Source organism: Streptomyces sp. NPDC058619 (assembly GCF_042717785.1).
Taxonomy (GTDB): Bacteria; Actinomycetota; Actinomycetes; order Streptomycetales; family Streptomycetaceae; genus Streptomyces.
Map to the genome: position 1 here is coordinate 153663 of NZ_JBHXQN010000010.1, position 20426 is coordinate 174088.

Here is a 20426-nt window from a genome sequence, read left to right on the forward strand (position 1 = left end):
ACCGCCCGGGCCCGGGTAGGACCTGGGTCAGTTACAGGTCGTGACGCTCAGGCTGCTGTCTCCGCAGAGGAGCAGGCTGGCCCGGCTGCCACCGCCGTGCGCGGCCTCGGTGGTCTCTTCCTTGGGGGTTTCCATCGACTGCAGGTCGAGAAGGGTCATGTCGTTTTCCTCTTCTTCGAAGGAGTGTTCCGATGGGTCACGGCCCCGGGTTCGGGACCGGCTCTGGGGCCGCCGCGGCGCGCCGCGGCGGCGGGAGGAACGGCAGCTGCGCGCGCCCGCCGGGCGCGGCGCCGCCGAGGGCGAGCAGGGCGCCCGCGGTGCCCGTGGACAGGTCCATGGACAGGCGCATCAACTGCTCGCCGGGAAAGGCCAGACGGCCCTGGTACGGCACCGCGTGCCGGGCCAGTGCGTCGATCTGGCGGGCTATGTCGGCATCCCGGGTGCCGGGCCCCGGCGTGGTGGTCCGGGCCAGGTGGAGGACCATTCCGGCGGCGCCGCGGAAGAGCCCGGGCTGCGCGTAGAAGGTCGCCTGGGCGGCCCGTACGATCTCCAGCCGGGCCTGCTCGAACCGAGGGTCCGCGCCGTGCCCCAGCCAGTCGTCCAGCACCATGCCGATGCCCACGCTGCCCGCGCCCAGGTAGGGCATCGTGCGCCGGCCCTCGTCCACCTGGAGCGTGCCGAACACGCTGGTCACGCAGCGGTCGAGGTCGCGGTGCAGGGCGCGGCCGGCGTGCGACAGGTACTCCCGGTCGCCGGTGCGCTCGTACAGCCTCAGGAAGAGCAGCGCCGGGCCGGACCCGCCGTGCAGCAGGCCCGCGCGGGCCAGGTCGGGGGCGGAGCGGGCGGTCAGCTCGGCGCAGCGCACCGCCGCGTCGTGCAGGGCGCCCTCCCCGGTCGAGGTGCCGAGCGAGTCCAGGGCCAGTCCGATGCCGGCGAGCCCGCTGTGCAGGTCCGGGCCGACGTCCTGCCAGGGCTGGCGCAGCAGCTGTTCGGCGAGGGCGAGCGCCCTGTCCCGGTGGCCGAGCCGCTCCAGGGTCCACGCGGTTCCGGCGAGCCCGTCGTAGAAGCCGAGCGGGGTCCCCGAGCCGGGTTCCTTGGTCCGGGCCAGCAGCCATTCCTCGGCCTCGGGCCAGGGTGCGGACCCGGTCTCCGCCAGGGCATACAGCACCCCGGCCGCGCCGTACCCGAAGCCGATGCCCCCGCCCTCCGCCGCGAACTGGGCGATGTCGCCGGGGAAGAGCCGGTCCTCGCGGTCGGGGGTGGCCGAGGCGCGGATCGCCGCCGTCATCGATTCCCGGGCGGCCGCCCAGTCGCCGGGCTCCACGGGGAGGTAGGGCCCGTCCGGGGCGGGTATCCGCCCGCCGCCGGCCACGGCCGCGGCGGTGGCCCCGTCCGGACCGGCGAGGATCTCCTCGACTGCCTCGTCGAGGAACCGGCGCGGTACGGGGAACTGCTCGGCGGCGATGTCGGCCAGATGCACGGCCTTCGCCCGGTCCAGTACGAGCAGGCTCGTCAGCGGCAGGAACAGCGCGAGCCGCAGGCAGGCGAGGGCGTAGCGGTCCACGGCGAAGCCGCGCCGCCCGGGCGGCGCGACGAACGCCGGATTGGCGACCGTCTGCCGCAGCCCCTCGTCGATGTGCGCGGCGGCTTCGAAGTCCAGGAGCGCGACGGACGGTTCGCCCGCCTCGTCCTCCGTGACCATGACGTTGAAGAGGTGCAGGTCGTTGAAGACCACCCCGCGGGCGTGGACGGCGTCCACGGCCTCCGTCACCAGGCGGTGGATCTTCAGCGCCCAGTCCGTGTAGGAGGCGAGCTCCGCGGGATCCGGGTCCGCCTCGATGAGCGGGTGCCGGTGGGCGAAGTAGGTGTTGAGCGGCTTGCCCTCCAGGTACTCCATGACCAGGAAGTGGTGGTCGCCGACCGTGAAGGTGCCGCGGACCGCCGGTACGCGGTCCAGCCCGGCCAGCCGTTCGAGGGCCGTCCGCTCCCGGTGCAGCCGGGTCACGGCGTCGGCGCCGTCGGCGGCGAGACCCGCGTACGGCCGGGCCTCCTTGAGCACCACCGGCTCGCCGGTGCGGGTGTCGCGTCCGGCGTACACCCCGCCGCCGTTGGAGAAGTGCAGGGCCCGCTCCACCGTGTACGGCACTCCGGCCAGGGTGACGGCGGAGCGCGCGTCCAGGTGCGGCTTCAGGAAGCCGGGCAGGTCGAGCCACGCCGGCGGCTGGAACACCGGCCCGCGCGGGTCCGGCACCAGCACGCCGTCCGGGTCCTCGATCGCGGGGACCAGCTCGCCGTGTTCGTCGTAGCAGTGCCGCAGGGTGAAGCTGCCGTAGCGCAGGTGCACGGGGCCCGCGCCCCAGCGCAGGTCGCTCAGGATGTACGGGCCGGGTTCGCCGGCCAGCAGGGCGTCGAGGTCCTCGGCTATCCGCCGGCACTGCTCCTTGTCAGCCGGGTACACGGTCAGGAACTTGCCGCTGGCCGCGCGGTCGGCGTACTTGGCGTTGCGCAGGTGCAGCAGGTAGCGGCTCGGCACGAACTTGAAGGCGATGTGCCGCGCCGTGCAGTAGTCGTAGACCCGCTCCAACACGGACTCGGCGTTGTCGAGGCAGGCGGAGACGTGGATCTTCCAGCCCTGGGAGGGCAGTTCGCATCCGAGGGGCCGCAAGGCGTACCAGTCCCCGCTGCGGTGCGACTGCCACCCCTGCGGTACGGCGGCGAGCGCGGCACGGTAGTTCTCCTCGGCCCGCCGGTACGGCGCGTCGTAGAACCACCGGTCGGCGTCGCAGAAGGCGGCGTACCCCTTGTTCACTCCTGCTCCCTCGGTCGGCTGCGGACTAACCGTGCCACTCGCGGGAGTCACCGCGACAGTCACGGCTGTCACCGACGGGGTGTGCAGTACGCATGCGTCACTTGACGGGGGAACGATCAGAAAATGATCAGAGGAGAAGCTTTCCGATCAGCAGCGGGCACCCAGCCCCTCCCGGACGGTGCGCCGGATCTCGTTCGCGCCGGCGGCGCCGACCCGACGCCCGACCGGTGGGGAAGGGGGCGGCAGGTCGGCGGTCGGTCCGTTGGTCCGTAAGTGGCCGATGATCGCGGCTCCGGGCTGTGCCATTGGTCCAGTCCGGCGGAGTCCGGTTGAGCCATTGCCCCTCCGGGTGGTTATCTGTGGCGTATCCATGTACTTACGGCGCCGCGCAGCGCCGGACGGCAACGAAGCCGGTTCGGAGCGCGGCGCCTTCGCCGTGCCCGTACGCCGCCCACCACCCCCGGGCGGACCGCGCCCGGCGTGCGCCATCGCAAGGGGGGCGGCACACCGCCGTGAAGAGGATGTTCGTGGCTCCGGATCCGGGGCGCGTGAGACTGAGGAACTCGTCCCGCGCCGTCGTCGGCGTCGCTCTCGCCGTCGTGACGGCCGAGGTCGCCGGGCTCTCCCTGACCGCCTCCATCACCGGGGGACTGGCGGCCATGCTCGCCCTCTTCACCGTGCTCGACCCCACCGTGCGCGCCCAGCGGATCACCACCGCCCTGCTGCCGGTCGCCGGGTTCCCGGTGCTGGCGCTGGCCACCACCCTGCACGGGGCGCCGCTCGCGCGGGACGGCGCGTTCCTCGCCGTGGTGTTCGCCGGGGTCTACGCCCGCCGCTTCGGTCCGCGCGGGCACGCCCTCGGGATCTTCGGCTTCATGATGTTCTTCGTGACGCAGTTCCTGCACGCCGTACCCGGCCAGCTCCCCGAGCTGTACGCCGCCGTCGGGCTGGCCCTGCTCGCGTCCGCCGCCGTGCGCTTCGTGCTGTGGCCCATCGAGCGCCGCACCCCGCCCGCCGCCGCCCCGCCCGGGCTGCCGGGTTCCGGCATCGCCCGGCCCACCACGCGGCAGGCCTTCCAGGCCACCCTGGCCTGCTCCTTCGCCCTCGGCATCGGCCAGGCGCTCTCCGAGGACCGCTGGTACTGGGCCGTCGGCACCGCCTGGTGGATCTTCGTGAACACCGCCTCCCGGGGCGAGACCCTCGTCCGCGGCTTCCGCCGCGTCGTCGGCACCGTCGTCGGCATCGCCGCCGGGCTGGTGATCGCCGTACCGCTGCACGGGGCGCCCGCGCCCACCGCCGCGCTGGTCGCCGTGTGCGTCTTCGGGATCTTCTACACGGCGGCCCCCTCGTACTCCTGGATGATGTTCTTCGTCACGGTCATGGCCGGACTGCTCTACGGGCTCCTCGGGGTCCTGCACCCCGGCCTGCTGCTCCTGCGCTTCCAGGAGACCGCCATCGGCGCCGTCGGAGCGGCCCTCGCCGTGGTCCTGGTGCTCCCCGTCACCACCCACGCCACCAACCACGCCTGGATCCAGCGCGCCCTGCGCTGCGTGCACGCGGCCACCGGCGAAGCGGCCGCCCGCCTCGCCGGCACCGCCGGGGCCGACCCCACCCCGCACGCCGCCGAGCTGGAGCTGCTGCTCGCACGGGTGCGGATGGCCCTCGCCCCGCTGGTGCACCCGCTCAGCCCGTTCCGGGCCCGCAAGGCGCGGGCGCGCCAGGTCATCGCCCTGCTGGACGCGTGCGCGCGTGAGGTGCGCGGCCTGGCGGCGGTCGCCGCCGACCCGGCGGCGTCCCACGACGCCCGGCTCGCGGCCGCCTGCTGGCGCGTCGAGGCCGCGGTGGAGGCGCTCACCGCGGGCGAACGGGAGCTGGAGCGGCCCGCTCCGGTCCGTCCGGCCGCCACCGAACCGGCCGCCCTCGTCCACCTGCACGGCCTGGAGCGGGCCCTCGCCGAGCTGGCGGCGCCCCTGCGCAGCGACCCCCGGAGCCCGCTGGTCCGCGCCTGAACCGTGCCGGTTCCCGCCGGGCCGCGCCGGGCCGTGCCGTGCCGGGCCCCGTCGGCCCGTACCGGTTCCCGCCCGGTACGGCACCGACGCCCCCGGCGCCGGGCCGCACCGGCCTCCCGACGGGCCCCACCGGCGTCCGGCCGGTACGGCACCGACCGCCCCCGGCCGCGTACGTCAGCCCCCCGGCCGGAGGGCACCGCCCTCAGCAGCGCCGCAGCAGCTCCGTCGGCGCCCCGGCCAGCCCCGCCGGCAGCCGGCCCGCCGTGTGCACCACGCCGAGGGACTGCGTCGCGCGGGTCAGCGCCACGTACAGGTCGCTCGGCGGCAGCGCGGCGGGCTCCACCACGACCACCGTGTCGAACTCCAGCCCCTTCGCCTGCCGGGGGTCGAGGAGGACCACCTCCCGCGTCAGGTCCGGCTCGGCGCCCGCCCGGACACCGGGCAGGACGCCGGCCAGCCCGGCGTGCAGCGCGCGCGGAGCGATGACCGCGAGCCGCCCCCGCTCCGACAGCCCCCGCTCCGGCCGGCCCCGCTCCCGCAGCTCCCGCTCCACGGCCTCCGCGACGGCTCCCGCCAGGTCGTCGCCGGCGGCGCGTGCCCACGGCCGCACGCCGGTCGACCGTACCGAGCGCGGCGGCTCGAACGCGGGGTCGCGCTCCCGCAGCACCGCCGCCGCCACCTCCATGATCTCGGCGGGCGTGCGGTAGTTCACGTCCAGCCGGACCAGCTCCCAGCGGTCGCCCACGTACGGGGCGAGGGCGCGCTCCCACGCCCCGCAGCCCGCCTCCTCCGCCGTCTGCGCCGGGTCGCCGACCAGGGTCATCGACCGCGTCGGACAGCGGCGCATCAGCAGCCGCCAAGCCATCTCCGACAGCTCCTGCGCCTCGTCCACGATGACGTGGCCGAAGGCCCAGGTCCGGTCCGCCGCGGCGCGCTCCGCGGTGCTCCGGTGGTCGGCCTCCTCGTACCGCTCGGCCATCCGCTCGGCGTCGATGATGTCGTGCGCCGAGAGGAACTCGTTCTCCTCGTCCTCGAACTCGTACGAGTCCGAGCCCTGCGAGAGGTCCAGCACCCCCTGCGCGTACGCGACGCGCTGCCGCCGCTCCCGCTCCTCGGCGGCCCGCAGGGCGTCGTCGTCCTCCCCGAGCAGCTCGGCGGCCTCGTCCAGCAGCGGTACGTCGGCCGGCGTCCAGTCGGGGGCGGCGCCGGTGTCCTCGCGCCGGATCAGGGCCGCCTCGTGCGCGGGCAGGTGGGTGGGACCGGCCAGGAAGTCGCGGACCAGCCGCTCGGGGGTGAGGGAGGGCCACAGCGCGTCGACCGCGGCGTGCACGGCGGGGCTCATGGCGATCTCCTTGCCGATCTGGGCGACGTCGTCCGGGCCGAGCAGGTTCGGCCCGCCGTACGGGTCGGCGCCCAGCCGGTCCACGAGCTGGGCCGTGAGGGCGTCGACGACCCGGAAGGCGAACGCGGGCCGCGCCCGGTTGTGCGGCAGTCCTGTGGCGCGGGCGTGGTCCCGGGCCGCGTGGGCGATCGTGCGGTCCAGCAGCAGGACCCCGTAGTCGTCGTGGTCGATCTCCAGAGCGGGCTCGGGGACGGTGTCGTACTCCTCGCCGCTGTCCGCCGGCAGGGTCTCCGGCAGGCACTGCCGGTCGGCCACCACCCGGGCCAGCACCTCCGCCATCGCGGCCCGGCCCTTGACCGCGGCGGCGCCGGGACGGTCGGTTCCGGTGGCGCGGACGCCGGGGAACAGCTCGCCCGGCGTCGCGAGCAGCACGCCCGTCTCACCGAGCGCCGGGAGGACCCCGCCGATGTACCCGAGGAAGGCGGGGCCGGGGCCGACGATCAGCACCCCGCGCCTGGCCAGCAGCTCGCGGTGGGCGTACAGCAGGTAGGCGGCGCGGTGCAGTGCGACGGCGGTCTTCCCGGTGCCGGGACCGCCCTCGACGACCAGCACCCCGCGGTGGGTGGAGCGGATCACCCGGTCCTGTTCGGCCTGGATGGTGCGCACGATGTCGTGCATGCGGCCCGTCCGGGCGGCGTCGAGCGCGGCGAGCAGCACGGCGTCCGCGTCGGCGCCCTCGTGGCCGGTGCGCTCAGCGTCGGCGAGGTCGAGGATCTCGTCGTGCAGGGCGGTGACCTCCCGCCCCCGGGTGCTGATGTGGCGGCGGCGGCGCAGCCCCATGGGGGTGTGGCCGGTCGCCAGGTAGAACGGGCGCGCCACCTCGGCGCGCCAGTCGAGGACCAGCGGGGTGCGGTCCGCGTCGTCCGCCCGGATTCCGATCCGGCCGATGTGGGGGTCGCGGCCGTCGGAGAACTCCAGACGGCCGAAACAGAGGCCGTTCTCCCCGGCATTCAGAGCGGAAAGCAGGCCCGACTGTTCGGCGACCACGACGTCCCGCTCCAGACGGGCCTGGAACCCGGTGCCGACCTCGCGCAATGCGCCACCGACCGCGCGTTCGGCCTGGTCACGCAGATCGTCGAGGCGTCGATAGAGACCGGTGACGAATTGCTGCTCTTTCCGGAATTCCTCGGTTGGCAATTGCACTCCTGCCGCGATACAGTGTCCTCGTAAGCTGCTCCACGTCTTCAATTCAAATGAAGTCGTGAACTGATAAATATACGCTCATCCATCCCTCGGCAGTCAATTGGCCCAGCCAATTCGACCGGGGGATTTTTTGCGTACCGTGGTTCCCATGACCACCGCACCCGGCACCGCACCCGGCACCACACCCGGCTCCGCCGACGGGATCGTCTACCGGCCCGCCCGCCCCGGGGACGCCGGCGCCATCGAGGCCCTGGACGGCTCCTTCACCACCTCCACCGTCTTCGAGGTGGCGGTGACCGACACCGGCTTCGCCCTGCGAGAGGTGCCCGTGGACCCGCCGGTGCGCAAGGTGTTCCCGCCCGAGGAGCACGACGAGCAGGCGCTCGGCGCCGTCGGGACGGACAGCGCGGGGGACGCGCGGACCTACGTCGCCCTGGACGGCGGCCGGGTCTGCGGGTTCGCCGCCGTCGGCTACTCCGCCTGGAACCGGCGGCTGACGGTCGAGGACATCGAGGTCGCGCCGGACGCCCGGGGGCGGGGCGTCGGCCGCGGGCTCATGGAGTGCGCGGCGGACTTCGCCCGCGAACGGGGCGCCGAGCACCTGTGGTTGGAGGTCAGCACCGTCAACGCCCCGGCCGTGCACGCCTATCGGCGCATGGGGTTCTCCCTCTGCGGCCTCGACACGAGCCTGTACGGCGGCACGCCCGCCGCCGGCGAGCAGGCGCTCTACATGAGCCGGCCCTGCCGCTGAGCACCCCGCACGACCAACTGCCCGACCGAGGCGGATGATACGCCCCACTCCACCCTCCCGCAGCCCGTCGGCCGAGGACCACTCGGAGGAGTGTTCCGTACGCGCTTGCGGCACGGCGCTGACCTGCGACATGTAAAATGGGCGAGGGTTCATTGCATTCATCCCGCACGTCAGGGTGGATCCGGTCGGACAGGGGGGATCGCCCGTAATGGAAATACCTCCACAGCGTGTCACCGCCGCTCAGATGTGGGAGGCGGCCGAGGAGTTCATCCGGCTCTTCCACCGGGAGAACCCGGAGGCCGGCGGTCCGTGCGCCCGGCTCGTCGCCGTGCGGGAGGAGCTCGCGGAAACGGGAACCTACCGGCACACCCCGGAGGAGCTGGTCCACGGGGCGCGCGTGGCCTGGCGCAACAGCAACCGCTGCATAGGCAGGCTCTACTGGAACTCCCTGCGGGTGCGCGACCGCCGGGACCTCGTCGCCGCCGACGAGATCGCCGACGAGTGCTTCGCGCACCTGCGGGAGGCGACCAACGGCGGGCGTATCCGGCCCACCGTGACGGTCTTCGCACCGGACGCCCCGGACCGCCCCGGCCCGCTGATCTGGAGCGAGCAACTGGTCCGCTACGCCGGCTACGGCGACCACCCCTCCGTGACCGTCGGGGACGCCCGCAACGCCCCGCTCACCGGGGCCCTGCTCCGGCTCGGCTGGGCCAGCGGCTCCGGCACCCCCTTCGACCTGCTCCCGCTGGTGGTCCAGGGGGTGAACGACAAGCCCCGCTGGTTCGACACCCCCGCGGACGCCGTCCTCGAAGTCCCGATCCGGCACCCCGAGGACGCGGGCTGGGAGGCCTGGGGGCTGCGCTGGCACGCCGTACCCGCCATCTCCAACATGTGCCTGGAGATCGGCGGCGTCCACTACCCGGCCGCCCCGTTCAACGGCTGGTACATGGGTACCGAGATCGGCGCCCGCAACCTCGCCGACACCGACCGCTACAACCTCCTGCCCGCCGTCGCCCGCCGGCTGGGCCTGGACACCTCCAGTGACCGCTCGCTCTGGAAGGACCGCGCGCTGGTCGAGCTGAACCGCGCGGTGCTGGACTCCTTCGACCGGGCCGGAGTGACCATCGCCGACCACCACACCGAGTCCCGCCGGTTCCTGACCCACGTGGAGCGCGAGGAGCGCAAGGGCCGTGACGTCGGCGCGGACTGGTCCTGGATCGTGCCGCCGATCTCCGGTTCGGCCACCCCGGTCTTCCACCGCACGTACGACGACCGGCCGAGCAGCACGGCGTACGTCCACCACCCCGGTGCTCAGGAGCGGGCCCACGGGCGGGACTTGGTCTAGACCTTCTGTTACCGTCGGCTCCGAACGGATCCGAGAGCGGCGGAGAGGGCGAACCCCGTGGACAGCGGTGACATCGTGGACGGCGTGGACGGTACCGACCCGGGCGGCGGACACCGGGTCCACATCGGCTCGTTCACCTCGGGGGGCGGGTGCGGGGTCACCACCGCGGCCGTGGACCCGCAGACCGGGGCGCTCACCGTGCTCTCGGCCGTCGGGTCGGTCGAAGACCCCTCCTACCTCGCCTACGCGCGGGACACCGGCGTGCTCTACGCGGTGAGCGAGGCGGAACGGGGCGCGGTGGCCGCCTTCCGGTCCACCACCGGGGGACTCGAACCGCTCGGCCCGGCCGTCCCCGTCGGCGGCTCCGGTCCCACGCACCTCAGCACGGCCGGGCGGCGGCTCTTCACCGCGAACTACACCTCCGGGAGCGTCAGCAGCCTGCCGCTCGCCGCCGACGGGGCTCCGGGCGGGCCCGCCTCGGTCCTCGCTCACCGGGGCTCCGGGCCCGACGCCGGCCGCCAGGAACGCCCTCACGCCCACCAGGTGCTGCCCGACCCGACGGGCCGCTGGGTGCTCAGCGTGGACCTGGGCACCGATTCGGTACGGGTCTGCGCGCTCGACCCGGCCACCGGCGCGCTGCGGGTGCACGCCGAGACCGCGCTCCGGGCCGGCACCGGACCGCGCCACCTCGCGTTCCACCCGGGTGGCGCGGTGGTCTACGTCCTGCACGAGCTGGAGCCGCAGCTGACCGTCTGCCGCTGGGCCCCGGCGTCCGGGCGGCTGGACCCGGTGGCGGAGGTCCCGGTTGCCTCCGGGGCCGCTGCGGGAGCCGTACGGCCCTACCCCTCGGCGGTCGCCGTCCCGCCCGACGGGCGCTTCCTCTGGACCGCCGTCCGGGGCACCGACGCGATCGCCACCTTCTCGCTCGCCGGAGGCGCCGAGAAACCGCAGCTCACGAGTACCGTCGACTGCGGCGGCAGCTGGCCGCGCGACCTCGTCGCGGACCGCTCGGGGCGCAGGCTGTACGCGGCCAACGAGCGCTCGGGGGACGTCACCTGGTTCGACGTGGAGCCGCTGACCGGCCGGCCGGTCCGGGCGGGTTCGGTGGCCGTTCCCGCGGCCGCCTGCGTGGTCTTCGCCTGAGGCGCGCCGAAGGGCCCGTACCCGCGCCGCGCGGGTACGGGCCCTTTCGGGGTGCGGGTCAGTGGGCCGCGGCGCCCTGCGTGATCCCGAGGGCCGCGGAGTACTGCGCGACGGCCAGCTTGCCCAGCGCCGGGTAGGAGCCGAGCACCTCGGCGGTGGCGCAGTCCGCATCCTTGCAGGCGGTGTCCAGCAGGCCCTCGGCCGCCTCCGGACCGATCAGGTACGGGGCCAGGGCCAGCTGCGTCGACCCTTCGCGGCGCAACTGCTCGGCGACCGCGGCCACCGAGCCCTCCTCGTCGAGCGCGGCGGCCTTCACCGGCACGGCGAGGCGGGCGGCGAGCAGCATGCCGGTGATCCCGGCGGCCTGCACGGCCTCCTCGCCGCCGGTGGTGGCCAGCACGATGCCGTCGGCGGCGGTGGTCACGGTGAAGAGCCGGGCGCGGTCGGCGCGGGCCAGGCCCGCCTCGGACAGGCGCACGTGCAGACCCTCGGCGAGCAGCGGGTGCGGGCCGAGCACGTCGGCCAGCTCGGTCGCCGCCGAGGACTCCATCAGGGCCTGGCGGATCCGGCGCAGCAGATCGCCGTCGGGACCGGCCAGCAGCGGTACCACCACGGCGTCCGGGCCGGTCGGCGCGGGCACCTCGTGGCCGGCGGCGCGGGCGAACTCCGCGCGCGCCGCGCGATCGGACGCGACCGCGTCCAACGCGCCGGACAGCGACGGGAACTCGGAGGCGTCGTCACCGTCGATGAAGCCGATCCGGGCGTCGAGGCCCGGCAGCTCGGAGCGGCCGATGCTGATGATCTCTTCCGCGAGGCTCCGGGAGGAGGCCGAAGGGGCACCGGGCACGGCGAGCACCAGCGCGGGCGCGCCCTCGGGCGCCGCCGCGGGCTCGGGCCGGCGGTGCCGTCCGGTCTGGCGGGGTCGCGGCATTCGTACGGGCAGGCCATTTGCGGGCCCAGTGGGGGAGCTCATGGCGCCGCATGCTACTGGCTTATCGGAACCGGGTGTTCGGGCAGGGCCTTCTCGGGTGGCATCTGTCCGTATTTATCCGGTGAATGTCAGATACGATCAACTGACTGACGGCAAGCGCCAGTCCACAGGCTGTGAACCCAGGCCCATGAGCAGGTCGTTCGTCCTGCTGAACGGCCTGGAACCGAAGAAGCCGTAGTCGGCCGACCTGGGGGAGGGGTGCGAGGACTCCACCACCGGCAGTTCGCCGAGCAGCGGCCGCAGGTTGCGCGCCGCACGGCCCCACAGGATGGACACCAGCGGCTTTCCGCGCGCGGCGAGCGCGCGGATGGCCTGGTCGGTGACGGCCTCCCAGCCCTTGTCCTGGTGGGCGTTGGGACGGCGCGGCGCGGTCGTCAGCGCGCGGTTGAGCAGCAGGACGCCCTGCCGCGTCCACGGGGTCAGGTCCCCGTTGGCGGGGCGGCCGGTGCCGAGGTCCCGGTGGAGCTCCAGGAAGATGTTGTCCAGGCTCGGCGGTACCGGACGCACCTCGGGCGCGACCGAGAAGGACAGGCCCACGGCGTGCCCCGGGGTGGGGTAGGGGTCCTGGCCGACGATGAGGACCTTGACCTCGTCGAACGGCTGCTGGAAGGCCCGCAGCACGTGGGATCCGGCCGGCAGGTAGCTCCTCCCCGCCGCGATCTCGGCGCGCAGGAAGTCGCCCATGGCGGCGATCTGCCCCGCCACCGGCTCCAGAGCACGGGCCCAGCCCTGCTCGACGATCTCGTTCAACGGTCGTGCTGCCACGGTCGATCACTCTACTGGCCCAACGTGGCCGCCCGCACGCACAGGACGTCGGGCAGGTGCCCGGCCAGCAGCTGCCAGCTGTCGCCGTCGTCGTGGCTGGCGTACAGCTCGCCGTTGCGGTTGCCGAAGTAGACGCCCGCCGGGTCGGCGTCGTCCGTGCACAGCGCGTCGCGGAGCACGGTGCCGTAGTGGTCCCCGTCGGGCAGGCCCTTGGAGAGCGGCTCCCAGGTGGCGCCCGCGTCCCGGGTGCGGAAGACCCGGCACCGGTGCCCGGCCGGCACCCGGTCGGAGTCCGCGTTGAGCGGGAAGAGGTACGCGGTGTCCGGCCGGTGCGGGTGCGCGGCGACCGCGAAGCCGAAGTCGGAGGGGAGGCCGCCGCCGATGTCGGTCCACCGGGCCCCCGCGTCGTCGCTGCGGTAGACGCCCCAGTGGTTCTGCAGGTACAGCCGGTCGGTGTCCGCGGCGTCCTGGGCGATCTTGTGCACGCACTGGCCGAACTCGGGGTGCGGATCGGGCAGGAAGACCGCGGAGACCCCGTCGTTCGACGGCGACCAGCTGGCGCCGCCGTCCGCGCTGCGGAACACCCCGGCCGTGGAGACGGCCACGGTCAGCGCGTCCGGGTCGCGCGGGTCGGTGATCACCGTGTGCAAGCCCTCCCCGCCGCCCCCGGGTTCCCATTTGGACCGGCTCGGGTGCTCCCACAGCGGCCGGACGAGCTCGAAGGAGTCGCCGCGGTCCGTGGAGCGGAACAGTGCGGCCGGCTCGGTCCCCGCGTAGACCACTCCGGGGGCCTCGGGGCCCGCGGGGTGCAACTGCCAGACCCGCTCCAAGGAGGCGCCGGTGTCCTTGGGGAACTTCACGGCCGCCGCGGCCGGCTCGTGCCAGGTCGCCCCGAGGTCGTCGGAGCTGAAGACGGACGGTCCCCAGTGCAGGCTGTCCGCGCCGACCAGCAGCCGCGGCGCGGGCCCCCGCCGGTCGACGGCGACCGCGTAGACGGCCTGGGCGTTGAAGTGGGGTCCGTCGAACTCCCACGCGCCGCCGCCCTGCCGGCGGCCGACGAAGAGTCCTTTGCGGGTTCCCACGAGCAGCAGTACGTCGGCCATGGCCGGCACCTCCGGACGTCGTTGTCCCCGGCGGGTCTTCCTACGGGGCTCCCGCCCGGCCCGCTCGCGGTGCGGCGGTCCGTGCGGGTCTTTCCGGCCAGTCTGCACCCGCCCACCGACAGTGGACCGGCGGGCGCCACCGGGGTCACGGGGCTGATCGGTGCAGATCATTTGCCCGATCATTTACCCGACAGAAATGACTGCTGCTTGCATAGGGGTGTTCGGAATGGATTGACTTCAGGCCACTGCCGTCGCATGCGAGAGGACCTACGTGGCCACGGAGCACCTGTCGCCGCTCGACCTCGCCTTCTGGCGGATCGAATCCGCCGCCCACCCCATGCACCTGGGCGCCCTCGCCGTCTTCGAGGCCGGCGGCCCCGGCGCCGCCGAGCGCGCCGCCGAACTGCTCACCGCCCGCTGCGCCGCCGTGCCGGGCCTGCGCCGCCGGATCCACGACGTGCTGCTGCCGGTCGGAGCGGCCGCCTGGTCGCCGGACCCGGACTTCGACGCGACGCGGCACGTGTTTCTCGCACGGACCGGGGACGCGACCCCGCACGAGGCCGCGGGCCCGCTCATGGCCCGGCCGCTCGACCGGAACCTGCCGCCCTGGGAGGCGCACGTGCTCGCCGGGCCCGGCCCGGACGCCTTCGCGGTGCTGTTCAAGTTCCACCACGCGCTCGCCGACGGCCTCGGCGCGCTCGCGCTGGCGGCCTCGCTCTTCGACGAGGGCCCGGCCCCGCGGGCCCCCGCCCGGCCGGTCCCCGCCCAGCGGGACGCCGACTCCGCGCTGCGCAGGCTGCCCGGGGCCCTGGCCGCCCGGATGCAGGACGTCGGCCAGGCCCTGGAGATCGGCGCCGCCGTCGCCCGCGCCGGGCTCCCGCTCGGCGTGCCAGGGGCGCTCGTCGCCGACCCGGACGGACCCGGGGCCCGCGCGGTCGCCGGCCTCGCCCTCGACCTGGACGAGGTCAACCTCGTGCGCAAGGCCGCCGGCGGCACCGTCAACGACGTGCTGATCGCGATGGTCGCGGGCGCGCTGCGGCGCTGGCTGGAGGAGCGCGGCGACCCCGCACCCCGCGGGCCGGGCCCGCGCGCGCTGATCCCCGTCTCCCGCCGCGGCAGGCCCGGGTCCGGCGGCGGGAACCGGCTCTCCGGCTACCTGCTGCGCCTCCCCCTCGCCGAGCGGGACCCGCTGCTGCGCCTGGACCGGGTGCGGGCCGCCATGGACCGCAACAAGGACGCCGGGCCCGCCCGCGGCGCCGGGGCGGTCGCCCTGCTCGCCGACCACGTCCACCCCCTCGGCCACCGCCTCGGCGGCCCGCTCGTCGCCCAGGCCGCCCGGCTGCTCTTCGACATCCTGGTCACCAGTGTTCCGCTGCCCGGACTGACCTTCTCACTCGGCGGGAGCCGGGTCCGCGAGGTCTACCCCCTCGCGCCGCTGGCGCGCGGCCAGTCCCTGGCCGTCGCGGTCTCCACCTACAAGGGGACGGTCCACTACGGGCTGGTCGCCGACGCGGCCGCCGTACCCGATCTGGCGGCCCTGGCCGGGGCGCTGCGCGCGGAGCTGGACGCGCTTGTACGAGAGGTCTCGTAGTACGAGGCAATTCGTAGTACGGTGGGCTTCGTACTTAGCCGCCGATCCCCGGCGCGCCCGGTGACGTCTGGAGAGTCCTGATGAGTGCTGCCCCCACCGCCTTCGCCGCCCTGTTCGCGCCGTACACGCTGCGGTCGGTCACCGTCCCGAACCGCGTGTGGATGGCGGCGATGTGCCAGTACAGCGCCGAGCCCTCCGGCCCGAACGCCGGCGTGGCCGGCGACTGGCACTTCGCGCACTACGCCGCCCGCGCCGTCGGAGGCGCCGGGCTCATCGTCCAGGAGGCCACCGCCGTCTCCCCGGAAGGCCGGATCTCCCCCTACGACCTCGGCATCTGGAACGACACCCAGGTCGAGGCGCTCCGCCGGATCACCGCCTTCGTGAAGTCCCAGGGCGCGGTGCCCGCGATCCAGATCGCCCACGCCGGCCGGAAGGCCTCCACCGACCGGACCTGGAAGGGCGGCGCCCCCGTCGGACCCGAGGCCCACGGCTGGCGGCCGGTCGCCCCCAGCGCGGTGCCGTTCCACGAGGGCCACCCGGTGCCGGACGAGCTGACCACCGATCAGATCCACGCGATCACCGCGCAGTTCGCGGCCGCCGCCGAGCGGGCGCTGGCCGCGGGCTACGAGGTCGTGGAGGTGCACGGAGCCCACGGCTACCTGATCGGGGAGTTCCTCTCCCCGCACAGCAACCGGCGCACCGACGCGTACGGCGGCTCCTTCGAGAACCGCACCCGCTTCGCGCTCGAAGTGGTCGACGCCGTACGGGCGGTGTGGCCCGAGGAGCTCCCGCTGTTCTTCCGGATCTCCGCCACCGACTGGCTGGAGGAGGACGGCTGGAGCGCCGACGAGACGGTCCGGCTGGCCGCCCTGCTCCAGGAGCACGGGGTGGACCTCCTCGACGTCTCCACCGGCGGGCTCGCCCCCGGGGTGACCATCCCGGTCGGCCCCGGCTACCAGGTGCCGTTCGCGGCCCGGGTCAAGACCGAGACCTCGCTCCCGGTCGCCGCCGTCGGCCTCATCACCGAGCCGGAGCAGGCCGAGAAGATCCTCGCCAACGGCGAGGCGGACGCGGTGCTGCTCGGCCGCGAACTGCTGCGCGACCCCTACTGGGCCCGCCGCGCGGCCGCCGAACTGGGCGCGGAGCTCCGCACCCCGGAGCAGTACCACCGCTCCTGGTGAACCGGGCGCGGCGCGGGCGCGCCCGCCCGCGCCGCGCCCCACCGGTCCTACGACGGCTCTCGTACGATGGGGCCGGGCGCGAAGGGCCCCGGCGAGCTGGTCGAGCGAGCCGAGCAAGCCGGGTGGGTCGAGCGAGTGGAGCAGGGACATGACGGAACACGACACGGCCCGCGCCCTCGCCCATCCCGAGGCCGCCGAGATCCGGCTGGAGGGCGTGCTCCACGCGCTCTCCGACCCGGTCCGCCTCTCCATCACCCGGGACCTCGCCGTCTCCGCCGCCGACCTGGCCTGCTCGCACTTCGACCTGCCGGTCACCAAGTCGACCACCACGCACCACTTCCGCGTGCTGCGGGAGAGCGGCGTCGTACGCCAGACCTACCGCGGCACCACCAAGCTCAACGCCCTGCGCCGCGAGGAGCTGGAGGCGCTCTTCCCGGGCCTCCTCGACTCCGTCCTCACGGCGGCGGCCGCCGAGGAAGCCCGCCTGGCGTAGCCGCGCGACCGCCGCGACCCGGCAGCCCGCTCCGGGTCCGGCCGCCGCGACCCGGCAGCCCGCCCTACGTCCGGCCGGCCGCGCCCAGCAGCCCGTCCCAGTCCGGGATCTTCACCGAGCGGCGTCCCAGCGAGCGCCCGAGCTCGCTCTCGGCCGCCTCGATCGCCAGCCACCCGGGCCACTGCACCGGACGCAGGCCCGCCGCGCGCATCGCGTCCACCGGGTCGCCGGGCAGCTCGCGCCCCGCCAGCCGCCCCGAGTCCTGGAGCAGCGAGGACGCCGTCTCCTTCGCGCACGGGCGGTTGGTGCCGATCACCCCGGTCGGGCCGCGCTTGATCCACCCCGCCACGTACTCGCCCACCGAGGCCCGGCCCGCGCGCAGCACCCGGCCCGCCGCGTGCGGGACCGTACCCCGCGCCGGGTCGAAGGGCAGGCCGGCCAGCGGGACGCCCCGGTACCCCACCGAACGCAGCACCAGCTGCGCCGGGACGTCCTCGTACGCGCCCGTCCCCGTCACCCCGCCGCGCCCGTCCGGGGCGGTCCGCTCGAAGCGCACCCCGGTGACCCGGCCGTCCGGGCCGCCCAGGACCCGCGACGGACGCAGGTAGAACCGCAGCGTGACCGCGCGCGGGGCGCCGCCGGGGCCGCCCTCCGCCCAGCCGCGCAGCGCCTCCAGGTTCCGCCGCGCCACCGCGGGCAGCGCGGCGGCCGCGCCCGGATCGGCGTACGCGGGGTCCAGGGCCAGCTCGGCGGGATCCACCCGGGCGTCCACCCCCGGCAGCGTGCCCAGTTCCCGCAGCTCCTTGGTGGTGAACTTCGCCTGCGAGGGCCCGCGCCGGGCGACCATCGCCACCGCGCGCACCCCGCTGTCCGCGAGCGCGCCGAGCGCCGGCTGCGGCATGTCCGTCGGGGCCAGTTCGGCCGCGCCCCGGGCCAGGATCCGGGTCACGTCCACGGCGACGTTGCCCGCGCCGACGACCACCGCCGACTCCACCCGGGCCAGGTCGAAGGCGGCCGCGGCGGCGTCCGGGTGCCCGCTGTACCAGGCCACGAAGTCCGTCGCGGAGTACACCCCCGCCAGGTCCTCGCCGGGGACGTCCAGCAGCCGGTCCCGCGCCGCCCCCACGCAGTACACCACCGCGTGGTACAGCTCCAGCAGCCGTTCGGCGGACAGGGCCTCCCCGCCGACCTCGACGTTCCCGAGGAAGCGGATCCGCTCGTCCTCCAGCACGGCGCGCAGACTGCCCTGAAGCGATTTGATCTTCTCGTGGTCGGGGGCGACCCCGTATCGCACCAGTCCGTACGGGGCCGGCAGCCGGTCCAGGACGTCGACCCGGACGCCGGGCACCTCGCGCTGCTGAACCAGGGTCTGCGCGGCGTAGACCCCGCTGGGGCCCGATCCGACGACGGCGATACGAAGCACGGCGGAGCTCCTCACGCGGGTGGTCCCCAGCATGACACCGGGTCGCGCGGCCGTCAGCCCATGGCGCGCATCCGGTGGATCTCGGCGCTCTGCGTGGCCACGACCTCGTTGGCCATCTCCTCGACGGCCACGTTGTTGCCGCCGGCCAGTGCCTCGCCGGCCATCTTCACGGCGCCCTCGTGGTGGGCGGTCATCAGCCTCAGGAAGAGCGTGTCGAAGTCGGCCCCCGAGGCCGCGGCCAGGTCCGCCAGCTGCTGCTGCGTCGCCATCCCCGGCATCGTGCCGTGGTCGTGCGGGTGCGCGCCGGGGTCCGACTGCGGCGCGGGATGGAGGGCCGACCACTTCTCCATCGCCCCGATCTCGGGCTGCTGGGCGGCCGTGATCCGTTCCGCCAGGCGTTTGACGCCGTCCGCCGCGGCCCGCGTCGGCGCCAGTGCGCTCATCGTCAGGGCCTGCCGGTGGTGCTCGACCATGTTCCGCACGTAGGCGCGGTCGGCGGCGTTCGCGCTGTCGTCGGGCTTCTCCCGCGCGGCCTGTTCGGGGGTGAGGGTGCGCGCCTTCTCGCCGGGCCTGCCCGGCGCGACGATCACGGCCCGGCCGTCGTCGGCCCGGTCCTGCGGTGCGTCCGCCCGGCAGCCGGCGAGCGCCGACAGGAGGCCGGCGGCCACAACCGCTCCGGAGAATCGGCCGAGTAACCCTTTTGCCATGTCCATGGAAAGGAAGATACTGCCGGGGTCCTGGTTCCGCGCCCACCCGGCGCGGAACCGATCGGACTCCCATGGGAGGGCACAGTGACCTCGTTGCACACCATCAGAGTGCGGAAAAGGAGTCTGGGAGCGGTCGTCGCGGCGGCCGGCCTCGCCACGCTCCTGGCCGCCGGCCCGGCGGCCGCCACCCCCGACCCGGGTGACTTAACGCCGGGCACCGGCGGACAGCAGGGTTCCAGCCTGGTCGAGGGCCGGGAGCTCGCCCCGGGTGAGATCCCCGGCCAGGACGAGATCGTGCACAGCGCCAACATCAAGCCGCTGGCCAACATCCCGAGCGCCGACCCGACCGTGATCAACTCCGACCTGGCGTTCCAGGGCAGGTACGCGTACGCGGGCAACTACAGCGGCTTCACGATCTACGACATCGGGAACCCGAAGGCGCCGAAGACGGTCACCCGGGTGCTCTGCCCGGGCGGCCAGAACGACATCTCCGTCCACGGCGACCTGCTCTTCCTCTCCACCGACTCCTCGCGCAGCGACGACTCGTGCAACAGCGTCTCGCAGCCCGCCACGGAGAAGTCCTCGTGGGAGGGCATCAAGATCTTCGACATCAAGGACAAGAAGAACCCCAAGTACATCAAGTCCGTCGAGACCGCCTGCGGTTCCCACACCCACACCCTGGTGCCGGGCAGCCGCGACATCCACCTCTACGTCGCCTCCTACTCGCCGAACGAGGCCTTCCCCGACTGCAAGCCGCCGCACGACGGCATCTCCGTGGTGAAGGTCCCGAAGAAGGCGCCGACGAAGGCCGCTGTCGTCGCCTTCCCGATCCTCTTCCCGGACGGCGGCAACCCGGGCGGGCCCACCAACCCGGGCGTCTCCAAGACCACCGGCTGCCACGACATCACCGTGCTGCCGTCGAAGAACCTGGCCGCCGGCGCCTGCATGGGCGACGGCATCCTCTTCGACATCAGCAGGCCCGAGCAGCCACGGGTCATCGACCGGGTGCAGGACAACGTGAACTTCGCGTTCTGGCACTCGGCCACCTTCAACGAGCGCGCGAACAAGGTGGTGTTCACCGACGAGCTCGGCGGCGGTGGCGGCGCCACCTGCAACGAGGCCACCGGCCCCAACCGGGGCGCCGACGGGATCTACGACATCACCGGCCGCGGGGACCAGCGCAAGCTCGCCTTCCGCAGCTACTTCAAGATCCCGCGACACCAGGCCGACACCGAGAACTGCGTGGCCCACAACGGCTCGCTGGTCCCGGTCGGCGGCGGCCGCGACATCATGGTCCAGGCCTGGTACCAGGGCGGCATCTCGGTCTGGGACTTCACCGACTCCTCCAAGCCCAAGGAGATCGGCTACTTCGAGCGCGGCCCGCTCACCACGGACGCCCTCGGGCTCGGGGGATCCTGGTCGGCGTACTACTACAACGGTCACATCTACTCGAACGACATCACCAAGGGCCTCGACGTGCTGAGGCTCGACGACTGGCGGACCGTGAGCGCCAAGTGGGTGCGGATGGACCGGCTCAACGTCCAGACCCAGCCCGAGTACCACTAGCGGC

Annotated in this window: 16 protein-coding genes; 8 read left to right on the forward strand and 8 right to left on the reverse strand. The window is 74.3% G+C overall.

Translation table 11 applies throughout. The annotated features are described in order from the left end of the window. Positions 1–27: 27 nt before the first annotated feature. Complete coding sequence (locus ACFWTC_RS13125; RefSeq protein ID WP_383915567.1) at positions 28–159, reverse strand: SapB/AmfS family lanthipeptide; 132 nt, start codon at positions 157–159, stop codon at positions 28–30. Between the two features lie 37 nt (positions 160–196). Beyond that, the gene (gene lanKC / locus ACFWTC_RS13130) at positions 197–2809 is read right to left on the reverse strand and encodes a class III lanthionine synthetase LanKC (protein WP_384026990.1); all 2613 of its coding nucleotides are present in this window, start codon (positions 2807–2809) and stop codon (positions 197–199) included. Positions 2810–3330: 521 nt separating this feature from the next. On the opposite strand from lanKC, the gene ACFWTC_RS13135 reads away from it, so the two are divergent. Further along, positions 3331–4818: an FUSC family protein gene (locus ACFWTC_RS13135; protein WP_384026988.1), complete on the forward strand. Its 1488-nt coding sequence runs from the start codon at positions 3331–3333 to the stop codon at positions 4816–4818. 202 nt (positions 4819–5020) lie between these two features. Here ACFWTC_RS13135 and ACFWTC_RS13140 read toward each other — a convergent pair whose 3' ends face one another. Beyond that, positions 5021–7363, reverse strand: a complete 2343-nt coding sequence (locus ACFWTC_RS13140) for a HelD family protein (RefSeq protein WP_384026986.1) — start codon at positions 7361–7363, stop codon at positions 5021–5023. Positions 7364–7511: 148 nt separating this feature from the next. Here ACFWTC_RS13140 and ACFWTC_RS13145 point away from each other — a divergent pair, with 148 nt between their 5' ends. From ACFWTC_RS13145 to ACFWTC_RS13155, 3 genes are all read left to right on the forward strand, one after another. Beyond that, positions 7512–8114, forward strand: a complete 603-nt coding sequence (locus ACFWTC_RS13145) for a GNAT family N-acetyltransferase (protein WP_384026984.1) — start codon at positions 7512–7514, stop codon at positions 8112–8114. Between the two features lie 208 nt (positions 8115–8322). Further along, positions 8323–9459, forward strand: a complete 1137-nt coding sequence (locus ACFWTC_RS13150) for a nitric oxide synthase oxygenase (protein ID WP_384026982.1) — start codon at positions 8323–8325, stop codon at positions 9457–9459. Between the two features lie 57 nt (positions 9460–9516). Then, positions 9517–10602: a lactonase family protein gene (locus ACFWTC_RS13155; RefSeq protein ID WP_383915558.1), complete on the forward strand. Its 1086-nt coding sequence runs from the start codon at positions 9517–9519 to the stop codon at positions 10600–10602. Between the two features lie 58 nt (positions 10603–10660). Here the strand turns inward: ACFWTC_RS13155 and ACFWTC_RS13160 are convergent, their stop codons facing one another. The 3 genes from ACFWTC_RS13160 to ACFWTC_RS13170 all read right to left on the reverse strand — a co-directional run bounded on the left by ACFWTC_RS13160 (position 10661) and on the right by ACFWTC_RS13170 (position 13461). Further along, positions 10661–11575 (reverse strand): sirohydrochlorin chelatase, encoded by a 915-nt coding sequence (locus ACFWTC_RS13160; RefSeq protein ID WP_383915556.1) that lies wholly within the window; start codon positions 11573–11575, stop codon positions 10661–10663. A gap of 96 nt (positions 11576–11671) precedes the next feature. Next, entirely contained in the window at positions 11672–12358 is a 687-nt protein-coding gene (locus ACFWTC_RS13165; protein ID WP_383915554.1) for a uracil-DNA glycosylase, read from the reverse strand. A gap of 11 nt (positions 12359–12369) precedes the next feature. After that, positions 12370–13461 carry a WD40/YVTN/BNR-like repeat-containing protein gene (locus ACFWTC_RS13170; RefSeq protein ID WP_383915552.1) on the reverse strand — a complete coding sequence of 364 codons (1092 nt, stop codon included), beginning with the start codon at positions 13459–13461 and terminating at the stop codon, positions 12370–12372. 271 nt (positions 13462–13732) lie between these two features. Here ACFWTC_RS13170 and ACFWTC_RS13175 point away from each other — a divergent pair, with 271 nt between their 5' ends. From ACFWTC_RS13175 to ACFWTC_RS13185, 3 genes are all read left to right on the forward strand, one after another. After that, positions 13733–15052 (forward strand): wax ester/triacylglycerol synthase family O-acyltransferase, encoded by a 1320-nt coding sequence (locus ACFWTC_RS13175; protein ID WP_384026980.1) that lies wholly within the window; start codon positions 13733–13735, stop codon positions 15050–15052. 80 nt (positions 15053–15132) lie between these two features. Next, positions 15133–16233: an NADH:flavin oxidoreductase/NADH oxidase gene (locus ACFWTC_RS13180; protein ID WP_383915548.1), complete on the forward strand. Its 1101-nt coding sequence runs from the start codon at positions 15133–15135 to the stop codon at positions 16231–16233. A gap of 148 nt (positions 16234–16381) precedes the next feature. After that, positions 16382–16726 (forward strand): ArsR/SmtB family transcription factor, encoded by a 345-nt coding sequence (locus ACFWTC_RS13185; RefSeq protein ID WP_383915546.1) that lies wholly within the window; start codon positions 16382–16384, stop codon positions 16724–16726. 64 nt (positions 16727–16790) lie between these two features. Here the strand turns inward: ACFWTC_RS13185 and ACFWTC_RS13190 are convergent, their stop codons facing one another. Together ACFWTC_RS13190 and ACFWTC_RS13195 are read right to left on the reverse strand one after the other, a co-directional pair. Further along, entirely contained in the window at positions 16791–18149 is a 1359-nt protein-coding gene (locus ACFWTC_RS13190) for an FAD-dependent oxidoreductase (RefSeq protein ID WP_384026978.1), read from the reverse strand. Between the two features lie 53 nt (positions 18150–18202). Continuing rightward, positions 18203–18862 carry a DUF305 domain-containing protein gene (locus tag ACFWTC_RS13195; protein WP_383915542.1) on the reverse strand — a complete coding sequence of 220 codons (660 nt, stop codon included), beginning with the start codon at positions 18860–18862 and terminating at the stop codon, positions 18203–18205. Between the two features lie 78 nt (positions 18863–18940). On the opposite strand from ACFWTC_RS13195, the gene ACFWTC_RS13200 reads away from it, so the two are divergent. After that, the gene (locus ACFWTC_RS13200; protein WP_384026976.1) at positions 18941–20422 is read left to right on the forward strand and encodes an LVIVD repeat-containing protein; all 1482 of its coding nucleotides are present in this window, start codon (positions 18941–18943) and stop codon (positions 20420–20422) included. Positions 20423–20426: the final 4 nt, after the last annotated feature.